Source organism: Pectobacterium fontis (assembly GCF_000803215.1).
GTDB classification, from domain to species: domain Bacteria; phylum Pseudomonadota; class Gammaproteobacteria; order Enterobacterales; family Enterobacteriaceae; genus Pectobacterium; species Pectobacterium fontis.
Genome location: NZ_JSXC01000013.1, coordinates 40,187 through 53,391, shown reverse-complemented (window position 1 = coordinate 53,391; position 13,205 = coordinate 40,187). Strand labels below are relative to the sequence as shown.

The 13,205-nt window shown below is 53.2% G+C and carries 11 protein-coding genes; 8 read left to right on the top strand and 3 right to left on the bottom strand.

Going from position 1 to position 13,205, the window contains the following annotated elements; genetic code table 11:
- Window positions 1–316 precede the first annotated feature (316 nt).
- The 7 genes from mreB to tldD all read left to right on the top strand — a co-directional run bounded on the left by mreB (window position 317) and on the right by tldD (window position 10,426).
- Window positions 317–1,360, top strand: coding sequence for a rod shape-determining protein MreB (mreB, locus tag OI69_RS04460; RefSeq protein WP_010300322.1), 1,044 nt, complete (start codon window positions 317–319; stop codon window positions 1,358–1,360).
- A gap of 162 nt (window positions 1,361–1,522) precedes the next feature.
- The gene (gene mreC / locus OI69_RS04455; RefSeq protein WP_039346678.1) at window positions 1,523–2,506 is read left to right on the top strand and encodes a rod shape-determining protein MreC; all 984 of its coding nucleotides are present in this window, start codon (window positions 1,523–1,525) and stop codon (window positions 2,504–2,506) included.
- Complete coding sequence (mreD, locus tag OI69_RS04450) at window positions 2,503–2,991, top strand: rod shape-determining protein MreD (RefSeq protein ID WP_011091903.1); 489 nt, start codon at window positions 2,503–2,505, stop codon at window positions 2,989–2,991. The genes mreC and mreD overlap by 4 nt, the downstream gene beginning before the upstream one ends.
- Window positions 2,992–2,999: 8 nt before the next feature.
- Window positions 3,000–3,593, top strand: a complete 594-nt coding sequence (locus OI69_RS04445) for a Maf family protein (RefSeq protein WP_039346675.1) — start codon at window positions 3,000–3,002, stop codon at window positions 3,591–3,593.
- Window positions 3,583–5,052 carry a ribonuclease G gene (gene rng / locus OI69_RS04440; protein ID WP_039346673.1) on the top strand — a complete coding sequence of 490 codons (1,470 nt, stop codon included), beginning with the start codon at window positions 3,583–3,585 and terminating at the stop codon, window positions 5,050–5,052. Before OI69_RS04445 ends, rng begins: the two co-directional genes overlap by 11 nt.
- A gap of 41 nt (window positions 5,053–5,093) precedes the next feature.
- Window positions 5,094–8,924, top strand: coding sequence for an AsmA2 domain-containing protein YhdP (gene yhdP / locus OI69_RS04435; protein ID WP_039346670.1), 3,831 nt, complete (start codon window positions 5,094–5,096; stop codon window positions 8,922–8,924).
- Between the two features lie 56 nt (window positions 8,925–8,980).
- Window positions 8,981–10,426: a metalloprotease TldD gene (gene tldD, locus OI69_RS04430; protein ID WP_039346668.1), complete on the top strand. Its 1,446-nt coding sequence runs from the start codon at window positions 8,981–8,983 to the stop codon at window positions 10,424–10,426.
- Window positions 10,427–10,630: 204 nt separating this feature from the next.
- On the opposite strand, the gene OI69_RS04425 is transcribed toward tldD, so the two are convergent.
- The 3 genes from OI69_RS04425 to aaeR form a co-directional block, all read right to left on the bottom strand.
- Window positions 10,631–11,224 carry a hypothetical protein gene (locus OI69_RS04425; RefSeq protein ID WP_039346666.1) on the bottom strand — a complete coding sequence of 198 codons (594 nt, stop codon included), beginning with the start codon at window positions 11,222–11,224 and terminating at the stop codon, window positions 10,631–10,633.
- A 66-nt stretch (window positions 11,225–11,290) separates the two neighbouring features.
- Window positions 11,291–11,530 carry a hypothetical protein gene (locus OI69_RS19070; protein WP_072034257.1) on the bottom strand — a complete coding sequence of 80 codons (240 nt, stop codon included), beginning with the start codon at window positions 11,528–11,530 and terminating at the stop codon, window positions 11,291–11,293.
- 151 nt (window positions 11,531–11,681) lie between these two features.
- The gene (gene aaeR, locus OI69_RS04420; RefSeq protein ID WP_039346663.1) at window positions 11,682–12,617 is read right to left on the bottom strand and encodes an HTH-type transcriptional activator AaeR; all 936 of its coding nucleotides are present in this window, start codon (window positions 12,615–12,617) and stop codon (window positions 11,682–11,684) included.
- A gap of 380 nt (window positions 12,618–12,997) precedes the next feature.
- On the opposite strand from aaeR, the gene aaeX reads away from it, so the two are divergent.
- Window positions 12,998–13,201 (top strand): p-hydroxybenzoic acid efflux pump operon protein AaeX, encoded by a 204-nt coding sequence (gene aaeX / locus OI69_RS04415; RefSeq protein WP_039346662.1) that lies wholly within the window; start codon window positions 12,998–13,000, stop codon window positions 13,199–13,201.
- Window positions 13,202–13,205: the final 4 nt, after the last annotated feature.

Sequence of the window (13,205 nt, the reverse complement as noted above, 5' to 3'; positions counted from 1 at the left end):
TATAAACCTCCCGTTCAAATTGACGTAGAATGAGGCGGTTGTTAAATCGGTTAGTGTGTGCTTACGTTAGCGGCAATCCGATTAAATGTTAGATTTTATGTCCTGTGTTAGCGCAATTCTGTCGGGTGGACAGTGGTAAGATGCCTTGCCGCCTGAGGATCAGGCCTTTTGAGCCTTTTCCCTGACGCCGATGTGCACAACGCAGACTTCTTTTTCACCGAAGCAGACCCTTTTCGTGCCTTGTCGCTGCTTCGTGTGGTTGGTAAAGTAGGCGGATTTATTTTTCGCCCCCAGCTTGCAGGATTATCCTTTAGTTATGTTTAAGAAATTTCGTGGCATGTTTTCCAACGACTTGTCCATCGACCTGGGTACTGCCAATACCCTGATTTATGTTAAAGGGCAGGGCATCATACTGAATGAACCCTCTGTGGTTGCGATTCGTCAGGATCGCGCGGGTTCCCAAAAGAGCGTGGCGGCGGTAGGCCATGACGCTAAGCAGATGCTGGGTAGAACGCCTGGGAATATCGTGGCGATTCGCCCGATGAAAGATGGTGTGATCGCCGATTTCCAGGTGACCGAAAAAATGTTGCAGCACTTCATCAAGCAGGTGCATAGCGACAGTTTTATGCGTCCTAGCCCACGCGTGCTGGTGTGCGTTCCGGTTGGTGCGACACAGGTAGAACGTCGTGCCATTCGCGAATCCGCGCTGGGTGCGGGTGCCCGTGAAGTGTTCCTGATCGAAGAACCGATGGCGGCGGCGATTGGTGCTGGTATGCCAGTATCTGAAGCGACGGGTTCCATGGTCGTGGATATCGGTGGCGGTACGACGGAAGTGGCGGTGATCTCACTGAACGGCGTGGTGTACTCCTCTTCTGTGCGTATTGGCGGTGACCGCTTTGATGAAGCGATCATCAACTACGTACGTCGTAACTATGGTTCACTGATCGGTGAAGCGACGGCAGAACGTATTAAGCATGAGATTGGCTCTGCTTATCCGGGCGACGAAGTGCTGGAAATCGAAGTACGCGGCCGTAACCTTGCGGAAGGTGTACCGCGTGGTTTCACGCTGAACTCCAATGAAATTCTGGAAGCGTTGCAAGAGCCGTTGACGGGTATCGTCAGTGCGGTAATGGCGGCGCTGGAACAGTGCCCACCAGAACTGGCCTCCGATATTTCCGAGCGCGGTATGGTGTTAACAGGGGGCGGTGCGCTGCTGCGTAATCTGGATCGCTTGCTGATGGAAGAAACCGGCATCCCAGTCGTGGTGGCTGAAGATCCGCTGACCTGTGTCGCCCGTGGCGGCGGCAAGGCGCTGGAAATGATCGACATGCACGGTGGCGATTTGTTCAGCGAGGAGTAATCCTGTCTGGAAAAGGGGGAACCGGATGGATGAACGCCCTGCGTTTTTCATCTCTCGTGGTGACCCCTTTTTTATTTGCCTTTGCCCTAAGGGGTGCCGTTTTGTGACGTTAAAAATTGCTAAAGGCGATTTGAGGTTGCTGTCGAGGAATTCGCAAATTTTATGAAGCCGCTTTTTAGCAGAGGCCCTTCTCTGCAATTACGACTTTTTCTTGCTGTCGTTACCGCGATTATTGTGATCGTTGCAGACAGCCGGCTCGGTTCGTTCGTCAAAATCAGAACGTACATGGACACCACCGTCAGCCCATTCTATTTTCTGGCGAATGGCCCCCGTCAGGTTCTGGACAATATGTCTGCCTCATTGGCAACGCGTCAACAACTAGGCATTGAGAATACCGCGCTGCGTCAGGAACTGTTGATGAAAAATAGTGACCTTTTGCTGCTAGGCCAGCTCAAACAGGAAAATGCGCGGCTACGTGAACTGCTTGGCTCGCCGTTGCGTCAGGATGAGCAGAAGATGGTGACGCAGGTGATGTCTGCGGGAACCGACCCTTACAGCGATCAAGTGGTGATTGATAAAGGTCAGGCGAACGGTGTGTATGAAGGGCAACCGGTCATCAGCGATAAAGGCGTGGTGGGGCAGGTTGTGGCGGTAGGGCAGTTTACCAGCCGGGTGCTGTTGATTTGTGATGTTTCCCACGCGTTGCCGATTCAGGTGCTACGCAATGATATCCGTGTGATTGCGGCGGGTAATGGCTGTGCCGACGATCTGCAACTGGAACACCTGCCTAACAATACTGACATCCGTGTGGGTGACGTGCTGGTCACATCGGGTCTCGGCGGGCGTTTCCCTGAAGGCTATCCCGTTGGCGTGGTGTCATCGGTCAAAGCAGATACACAACGTGCTTATACCATTATTCAAGCGCGCCCGACGGCGGGGCTACAGCGTCTGCGCTATCTGTTATTACTGTGGGGCGTGGAAAACAACTCGAACACGGCATTGCCACCAGCGGAAGTGCATCGGGTTGCTAATGAGCGTCTGATGCAGATGATGCCTCAGGTGTTACCGTCGCCTGGCGAGATGGGGCCACCGCTGCCATCTGAGGCCTCTGCACCCAGCGCCGATCCGCAGGGAGGCCGTCAATGAATCGTTACCGCAGGCATGGCAACTGGATTATCTGGCTTTCTTTTCTGATTGCCATGGTTTTGCAGATTATGCCGTGGCCGGATGAAATCTACATGTTTCGCCCTTCCTGGCTGACGCTGTTCCTGATTTACTGGGTGATGGCATTGCCACATCGGGTGAATGTCGGCACGGGATTTGTGCTGGGCCTGATTATGGATCTGATTCTCGGGTCTACACTGGGAGTACGGGCGCTGGCGTTGAGCATTGTGGCTTATCTGGTGGCGTTTAAATTTCAGCTATTCCGCAATATGGCGTTATGGCAGCAGGCACTTATCGTTATGCTGTTGTCGCTGCTGATGGATCTCACGGTATTCTGGGCGGAATTTTTAGTTATTAATGTCTCTTTCCGACCGGAAACATTCTGGAATAGCGTGGTTGATGGCGTACTCTGGCCGTGGCTGTTCCTGCTGATGCGAAAAATTCGTCGTCAGTTTACTGTGCAATAAGGTGATTCATGACCCAGCTTTATCTGGCTTCCGCTTCTCCCCGCCGTCGCGAACTGCTTACGCAGCTCGATATTCCTTTTTCTATACTGAACGTCGCGGTAGAAGAGCAGCGGTTACCGGAGGAAGTTGCGGAAGTCTATGTCCGGCGTCTGGCACATGAAAAAGCGGCTGCGGGTGTTGCGGCTGCGCCGTCCGATTTACCCGTTCTGGGTGCAGATACCATTGTGGTGCTGAACGGCCAGATATTGGAAAAACCGCAGGACGAAGCGCATGCGGCAGAGATGCTTACTCAGCTTTCTGGGCAATTGCATCAGGTGATGACCGCGGTTGCGCTGGCAGATAAAGACGATGTATTGAGCTGCCTGGTGATCACCGATGTCGTCTTTCGTTCGCTCTCGCAACAGGACATTGAACGGTATATCGCCAGCGGCGAACCGATGGATAAAGCGGGCGCTTACGGTATTCAGGGCAAAGGTGGATGCTTTGTCCGGTCACTTAACGGGAGCTATTACGCGGTGGTTGGGCTGCCGCTGGTAGAAACCCATGAGTTATTCAGTAATTTTGCTGCATTGCGGAGCGCAAGAGGAAAACATGACTGCTGAGTTACTGGTAAACGTTACACCGTCAGAAACGCGCGTTGCCTATATTGATGGCGGTATTCTGCAAGAAATTCACATCGAGCGAGATGCGAAACGCGGCATTGTCGGTAACATTTATAAAGGCCGCGTGAGTCGCGTCCTGCCGGGCATGCAGGCGGCATTTGTGGATATTGGTCTGGATAAAGCGGCATTCCTGCACGCGTCCGATATTATGCCGCACACTGAATGCGTTGCCGGTGACGAACAGAAGAACTTTCACGTCCGTGATATCGCCGAACTGGTGCGTCAGGGACAAGATCTCATGGTTCAGGTGGTTAAAGATCCGCTGGGAACCAAAGGCGCACGTCTGACGACGGATATCACGCTGCCGTCGCGCTATCTGGTGTTTATGCCTGGCGCCTCGCACGTTGGTGTGTCACAACGGATTGAGAGCGAAGCGGAACGTGAGCGCTTAAAGAAAACGGTCGCCGAGTATTGCGATGATGACGGCGGCTTCATCATTCGTACCGCTGCGGAAGGCATCGGCGAAGAAGAGCTTTCACAGGATGCGGCGTTCCTGAAGCGTCTGTGGGGCAAGGTGATGGAACGCAAAAAGCGTAACCAGACCAAATGTAAGCTCTATGGTGAAGTGGCGCTCGCTCGGCGAATTTTACGTGATTTTGCCGGGGCGGCGTTGGATCGCATTCGGATTGACTCCCGACTGACGTATGAAGCGCTGCTGGAATTTACCGCTGAATATATCCCGGAGATGACCCGCAAGCTCGAACACTATGCGGGTAAGCAGCCGATTTTTGATCTGTTTGATGTGGAAAATGAGATCCAGCGTTCGCTGGACAGAAAGGTTGAACTGAAGTCCGGCGGCTATTTGATCATCGATCAGACCGAAGCGATGACGACGGTCGACATCAATACGGGGGCCTTTGTCGGCCACCGCAATCTGGATGAAACCATTTTCAATACCAATACGGAAGCCACGCAGGCGATTGCGCGGCAACTGCGTCTGCGTAACCTCGGCGGCATCATCATTATCGATTTCATCGATATGAATAACGAAGAACATCGTCGGCGGGTGCTGCATTCACTGGAGCAGGCGCTGAGTAAAGATCGGGTGAAAACCAGTATTAGCGGCTTCTCTCAACTAGGATTAGTGGAGATGACGCGCAAACGCACGCGTGAGAGTATCGAACATGTGCTGTGTCATGAATGCCCGACGTGTCATGGGCGTGGCACCGTGAAGACGGTAGAAAGTGTCTGCTATGAAATCATGCGTGAAATCGTGCGTGTCCACCACGCTTATGACACCGATCGTTTCCTGGTCTATGCCTCACCGGCAGTCGGGGAAGCGTTGAGAACTGAAGAGTCGCACGCGTTAGCTGAGGTTGAAATTTTCGTTGGCAAACAGGTCAAAGTACAAATCGAACCCCTGTATAGCCAGGAGCAGTTTGACGTCGTCATGATGTAAATTCGTGCGCTTGTCGTCGGCGACGAAAGAAGGAGAAATTAGTGAGGCGACTGCCCGGAATCATAGCCATCACGGGCGCCACTCTTATCGTGATGGCTGCGCTGTTAGTCAGCGGCTTAAGACTGATGCTGCCACAGCTCGATCACTTCCGGCCACAACTGGTGGCCTGGGCGCAGTCTGCTGCCGGTATGCCGTTAGAAATCGGTTCGATGACGGGGCGCTGGGAGTCCTTTGGCCCCACGCTGGAAATTGAAAAATTCCGCACGTCTCTGCCGGAATCGGATTGGCAGATTGACCGTATTACGCTGGCGCTGGATGTGTGGCAATCGCTGTTGCATGGGCGCTGGCAGTTCCGCGATCTCACGTTTCATCAGTTAAAACTCGATCTTAATAGCCAATTCCACGGGCAACGGCAGGATAGCAAGCTGGTAGAATCAGAAAAGGTCAGCGATCTTTTTCTGCGCCAGTTTGACCACTTTGACCTGCGTGATAGCCACATTACCTTTCTTACCCCTTCCGGTTCCCGCGCGGAGCTGAGTATTCCTCAACTAACCTGGCTGAATTCTGACAAACGCCATCGTGCGGAAGGTTTGATCAGTCTGTCGAGCTTTAACGGCCAGCACGGCGTGGTGCAGATGCGGATGGATTTGCACGATGAACAGGGGTTGCTCAGCAACGGCACGTTCTATCTGCAAGCTGACAATATCGATATGAAGCCCTGGCTCAGCCGCTGGATGAAAAACAATACCGGGCTGGAAAGTGCTGATTTTAGTCTGGCGGCGTGGCTGAATATCCGCGAGGGCGGCATCCACAGTGGCGATGTGCTCCTCAATCAGGGCACGGCAAACTGGGGTGAAGGCAATGATGCACATCGTCTGAATGTGGATGACATGACGTTGCACGTCAGCCGTCAGGAAAATGGCTGGCAGGTGGATGTTCCTGAATTGAATCTGGCAACGGATGGTATCACCTGGCCTAAAGGTCGACTCTCTGCGCTCTGGTTGCCCAAAAATGAACCTATGCTGGGGCCAGATCGGCAGGAAGAACTACGGATTCGTGCCAGTAATTTATCACTGGAGCGGGTAAGCACGCTGCTTCCGCTGTTGTCTGGCACCACACCAGAATTGAAAGCGCGCTGGGCGGAACTGCAACCGACCGGCACCTTAAATGCCGTTGCTGTCGATATTCCTTTGCAACAGCCGGAAAGAAGCCGCTTTCATGCAAACTGGCAGGATGTGGGCTGGAAGCAGTGGAAATTGCTGCCGGGAGTGGACCATTTCTCCGGCTCAGCCCATGGCAGTGTCGAACGTGGTCAAGTTAGCTTCGCGTTAGATCAGAGCACGCTGCCCTATGCGGAGATGTTTCGCGCGCCGCTGGAAATCAGGCAGGCCAGCGGCACCATAGACTGGCGTAATGACGCGCAAGGGTTGGCGCTTTGGAGCCATGGACTGGATGTACAGGCGAAATCACTGTGGGCGAACGGGGATTTTCGCTACGAACAGCCCGCCAAGCAGGAACCTAAACTGGATATTCTGGCGGGTATCCGATTGACCGACGCAGCAGATGCCTGGCGCTATTATCCCGAACGGTTTATGGGCACCGGGCTGGTGGACTACCTGAGCGATGCGCTGAAGGGGGGGCACGTCGATAATGCGACGTTGATCTTTGCCGGTAATCCGCAGCATTTTCCGTATACCCACAATGAAGGCCAGTTTGAAGTCTGGGTGCCGGTAAAAGCGGCGACCTTTGCGTTTCAGCCGGGCTGGCCTGCGCTGACGCCGCTGGATATCAATCTGGATTTCGCCAATAACGGCCTGTGGATGTTTGCGCCACAAATCGGGTTGGGTAAGGTGGTAGGCAAGAATATCAGTGCGGTCATTCCTGATTACCACAAAGAGAGGCTGTTGATTGATGGTGAACTGGAGGGGGCGGGGCCGGAGGTCGGCAACTATTTCCACCAGACGCCGCTGAAATCCTCGTTGGGTACGGCGTTAAATGAACTGAAAATTGGTGGGGCGGTTAACGGGACGCTGCATCTGGATATTCCGCTTGCCGGTGATGATGTACGTGCCAGTGGCGATATTACGCTGAACAATAACAGTCTCTACATCAAACCGCTGAATACCACGATTAAGAATCTCACGGGTAAGTTCCGCTATGAAAACGGCAACTTACGCAGCGAAACCCTTCAGGCGAACTGGTTAAATCAGCCGATGGCGGTCAATTTCACGACGGAAGAGCAGGCGAAGGCTTTTCTGGTGAATGTGGGTTTGCAGGGTGATTGGCAGCCCGCGTTGTTACCGGGTTTACCCGCATCGGCGAGCAAAGCCTTGTCCGGTACGGCGGGCTGGAAGAGCACGGTGGCCGTCAACCTGCCGCATTCGGGTAAAACCACCTATGATGTTGACGTGCAGGCTGATTTAAACAAAGTGAGTAGTCACTTACCTAGTCCGTTAAATAAATCGGCTGGCGAGAATCTACCACTGGAGGTCAAAGCCAACGGCGACCTGTATGGCTTTACCATGCAGGGGCGCGTGGGCAAAGACAACCGTTTCAATAGCCAATGGCTGCTGAAAGGCGACACCGTGACGCTGGCGCGCGCAAGCTGGCAGAATGCGGCGGCAACGGCACCTGCATTACCCGAAGATTCCGCTCTGGTGCTCGATCTTCCGCCTTTGGATGCGGAAAGCTGGCTGGGGCTACTGCCGTCGCTGCGTGCTTCTACATCGTCAGAAGGGAAAAAAGCGCAGAGTGCGCTTCGTCTACCGGAAGCCGTAACGCTGCGAACCCCTGAGCTGGAATTGCTGGGGCAGCAGTGGCACGATCTGGCGATCACGCGAAAAAATACGCTCAGTGGCAGTGAAGTGCAGGCGAAAGGGCGTGAAATTGACGGAAAGGTTGAAATACCTAATCGTGGTATGTGGCGCAGCGACATCAATTACCTCTACTACAATCCTCAGTGGAAGGGTAATGAAGCAACCAATCCGGTGGCACTGGCGGAGAAAAAATCGCCGCTGAACGACCCGAGTATCAGCTTTGAAGATTGGCCGTCGTTGGCGATTCACTGTCGCCAGTGCTGGATTATGGGGCAGAACATGGGGCTTATTCAGGGTACGTTGTTGCCAGAGAAGGAAAAATTGACGCTCTCGGATGGCATTATTGATACCGGTAAGGCGCGTCTGACCGTTAACGGCTCCTGGCAGGAAACCGCAGAAGGCGTGAGGACTGCGCTAAAAGGCCGTCTGACGGGGGATAGTCTCGAACAGAACGCTAACTGGTTTGGCGTCGATTCACCGCTGAAGGCCAGTTCTTTCGATGTCGATTACGATCTGTACTGGCGCGGGACGCCCTGGGCACCAGAGATTGCCAGTCTGAGTGGAATATTGCATACGCGTATTGGCAAGGGCGAAATTGATGAAGTTGGCACCGGTCAGGCGGGCCAATTGCTGCGTTTATTGAGCTTCGATGCCTTGATGCGTAAGCTGCGGTTTGATTTTAGCGATACGTTTGGTCGCGGATTTTATTTCGATTCAATTCGCAACACGGCATGGATTAAGGACGGCGTGCTGCATACGGATGATATGCTGATCGACGGGCTGGAAGCCGATATCGCGATAAAAGGCGATCTCGACATCGCTAAGCGAGAGGTCAATATGGAAGCCATTATCGCCCCGGAAATTTCTGCGACGGTGGGGGTGGCGACGGCATTCGCTGTCAACCCAGTGGTCGGTGCCGCGGTATTTGCCGCCAGTAAAGTGCTGGCACCGCTATGGAACAAGATTTCGCTGATTCGCTACCAGATTTCCGGTAGCCTCGATCAGCCAAAGATTCAGGAAGTGCTGCGTGAGCCGACCAAGAAGAAGGGCGAATAATGCCGTCAGGGCAGCGCAGCGTACTCAGCCGATTATCTGATAAAGAGTGAAAAACTATGAGCCTTTCGTTTGTCAGTGAGCAGTTACTCACCGCCAACAAATTGAATCTTGACGATCTCGCTGCTGTGCTGGGGTCGCTTAATGAGCGCCGTCTGGACTATGCCGATCTCTATTTCCAGTCGAGCTACCATGAGTCGTGGGTGCTGGAAGACCGCATCATTAAAGACGGTTCGTACAACATCGATCAGGGCGTGGGTATCCGGGCGATTGACGGTGAAAAGACCGGGTTTGCTTATGCTGATCAGATCACGCTGAACGCATTGCATCAGAGTGCGCAGGCGGCACGTAGCATTGTGCGGGAACAGGGCACAGGGACGGCACGCACGCTGGGTGAGGTCTCGCATCGTGCGCTCTATCCGGTGTTGAACCCGCTGGATAGCCTGACGCGTGAGGATAAAATTGCCCTGCTGCAACGCGCCGATACCGTCGCGCGTGCTGCCGATGCGCGGGTGCAGGAAGTGTCAGCCAGCCTGACCGGCGTGTATGAGCTGGTGCTGGTGGCGGCGACGGACGGCACGCTGGCGGCGGATGTGCGTCCGTTGGTTCGTCTGTCTATCAGCGTGCTGGTCGAGGCGGATGGAAAACGTGAACGCGGCTCCAGCGGCGGCGGTATGCGCGGCGGCTATGACTATTTCTGGGAAGTCGCTGACGGTGAAGCGCGGGTCGATGCCTGGGCGAAAGAAGCGGTGCGCATGGCGTTGGTTAACCTGTCGGCGGTAGCGGCTCCCGCAGGGCCGATGCCTGTGGTGCTGGGTGCAGGCTGGCCGGGCGTACTGCTGCATGAAGCGGTAGGCCACGGTCTGGAAGGCGATTTTAACCGTCGTGGTACGTCGGTGTTCAGTGGACAAATGGGGAAAATCGTTGCGTCGGAATTGTGTACGGTGGTGGATGACGGTACGTTGAGCGGGCGTCGCGGTTCCCTCTCCATGGACGATGAAGGCGTTCCGGGACAATATAATGTCCTGATCGAAAACGGTATTCTGAAAGGCTATATGCAGGATAAGCTGAACGCGCGTCTGATGGGCGTTGCGCCGACAGGCAACGGTCGCCGTGAATCCTATGCGCATCTGCCGATGCCGCGCATGACGAACACCTACATGCTGGCCGGGAAATCTACGCCGGAAGAAATTATCTCCAGCGTGGAATACGGTTTGTATGCGCCAAACTTTGGCGGTGGTCAGGTCGATATCACCTCTGGCAAGTTCGTCTTCTCGACGTCAGAAGCGTACTTGATCGAAAAGGGTCGAATCACCACGCCAGTTAAAGGGGCCACGCTGATTGGCTCCGGCATCGAAGCGATGCAGCAGATCTCCATGGTCGGCAACGATCTGGCGCTGGATAAAGGCGTTGGCGTGTGCGGCAAAGAGGGGCAAAGTCTGCCTGTCGGCGTGGGTCAGCCTACGCTGAAGCTGGAAAGCCTGACCGTCGGCGGCACCGCGTAATTTGCTCTGACGTCTTTTTAAAACCGCGCCTTATGAGCGTAATACCGTTCACTTAAGCGTGGATTTAGGGGGAAACACGGTGATGAGGTTCCCGCAGGGATACCTCGCACCGTGGTAGCCCCCGGTATCTCGATTCTTAAACGATCGGCATTAGGCTTATGAGCGCGGTTTTTTTCTGGGTTGGCTATGTCGCGGAGCACGATATCAGGATACCGCAGCAATGATCGATTTAAGCTGTTTGATGTGAATTTCGTCTCGCTGTACCAAAACATCTTCCTTAATCTTGAGAACAATGCCCTTTAACAGGTCTGTTGTGCTGGAGATATTGGTCGTGGTTTTTAGTACGTCAATGTTTGTCGCGACATGCCTGCCTTTAAGCGAAAGACGTTTCTCGGATTTTCCTTTTGCCAAATCACTTTGCAGAAAACGCGGAATGTCTTTTGCTGCTGTGTGGTCAGCCGCCAGCGTGTGCAGATAATATTTCATCAGCGTGGGAATAAAATCCGGTTCCCCACCTAATTCGCAACTTGCCAGATTCAGGATGTCTATCATGTGCGCGGGAACCCTGCTTTCCAGCGCTTTACGCTGCACATCCAGTGCTTTCTTAATCATGGGCGTAGACTGATGAGGGATGATGGTAACATTCCCGCAGCGTTCGCAAACGCCAACCAAAACTTGTCTCACCACGCCGCTGTTATCGCTGAATGGGACGTCTTTAAGATGAAACGTTGCAGTTTCAAGTGACTGGCATGTGTGACAGAGAGCGAACTGGGTATCGCCAACTTTAAAAATTTTCATGTCATCGCCTCAATGGTGGACGCTAATAAAGACACAATCCGGCTCGGTAAAATACCATTTGATATACTACGGTATTCCCCGCTGGCGGCAGCGGATGATATGAACATCAATATGCGCTGCAAAATGATGGGGTGAAGAAGAGTAAGACGACCCCGAAGATTGATAAATAATATCAATGAGTTCTGTTATTGGTATTTGTCCGGTTGCCAGCAAATTCTTCGTGCTGATATGCCTTCTGGCCTCATGCAGCACATTACCTGACTGCAAACAGACAATAAGCTGCTTTTTGGCATCTTTGAATCCCATCCTTCACCTATATTGTACGAATTTATTCGTACGTTATCCATGTGATTTTACTTTCCTGAACGAAGGGAAGAGATATAACGCAAGGATGGTGGGATCGGGATGTGTTTTGTATGAAAGAGGGAAACGCCTCGCATTTTCCTCTTTGCAAAACCTACTTTTCTTCCTCGCTATGATCCTGCCGATAACCCTGATACGTCAGGGCGACGTTTTTGAAGTATTCCGTCATGTAATTAATACAGACCTGTACTTTCAGCGGCAGGTTGTCCTTGCGGGTGTAGAGCGCGTAGACCGGACGTGGATCAGAGTGGTAGCGGTTGAATAGAATCTCAATGTCGCCGCGCTTGATTTCATCCACGATCCACATGATCGGCACGTAGGCGATGCCCGCTCCGGCTTTGAGCCAGCGCACCAGCGTTTGTGGGTCATTAGTGACAAAGCGCCCTTGTGGTGTGACGCGGGTCGAGATGCCTTCCGGTGCGATCAGTTCGAATTCGCTATCGGGCCGCACGCTGTATTCCAGCCAGGAAAAATTGATCATATCGGCCGGTTTATCTGGCGTGCCGTGCTGTGCCAGATAGCTTTTCGCCGCGCAGACGACCATGGGCATCGAGCCTAAGCGTTTCGAGAATAGACTGGAATCCTGTAATGCACCGACGCGGATAACGATGTCCAGTCCGTCGGCAATCAGGTCGGGAGCCGGGATCCCGGTGACCAGATTGACCGACAAACCGGGGTATTCCTTTAACATCGCGGCCGTCATGGTGGATAACACATTTTGCGCCATGGTGGAGGAACTACCGATACGCAGCGTACCGATTGGCGTATTGTTGAAGGCGTACAGTTGCTCATGAACCTCATGGGCTTCATGCAGCATACGGCGGCAGCCGTGATAGTAAATTTTACCGGCTTCCGTCAGCCCAATACTGCGCGTACTGCGATTAAGCAGCTTAATCTGTAGTTCATCTTCAAGCTTGGTGACGGTCTGGCTGACGGCGGATACGCTCATCTGCAACTGGCGAGCGGCGGCGGTAAAAGAACCACACTCCACCACGCGAGCAAACACCGACATACTCTTTAGTCTTTCCATTATTCACTCTGGCTTAAAAGTGATTTAGATCACACTATGTAGATAAGGTGATAATAAGCATCCATAATATAGCCTATCCGGTGGTGCCGGGTGGAACATTGTCCGTTCCCCTTCAAGCAACTGCCTTGCTTGAAGGGGAAAGCGAACAGACATCGCCCTTGCGGTCGTCCATGATTTCCTATCGCTAGTCAGTCTCTGATTACATCGCTATTCATTAGTTTAACGCTATGCCATCTGTTGGCTGTTTGCCTGTGGAATTCGGGATTGTTGTCGTAACGGCAACGATCGCTGCTGGCGTTGATAACGGCACCACGCCATTGATTTAACGCTCGGTAGCCACCTTGCTCGTTACCGCGATCTAATAGAAAAAGGAAAAGAGGATGAGTTCACTCCCGGTTATGGTGTTGTTCGGGTTGTCATTTCCCCCGGTATTTTTTGTCTTGCTGGTGTCGTTGACCCTGTTTTTTGTCGTTAATCGCCTGCTGCAACCGACGGGGATCTATAACTTCGTCTGGCATCCAGCGCTGTTTAACAGCGCGTTGTTTTGCTGCCTGTTCTATTTACTGTTCCGTTACGGTCTGTGAGGCG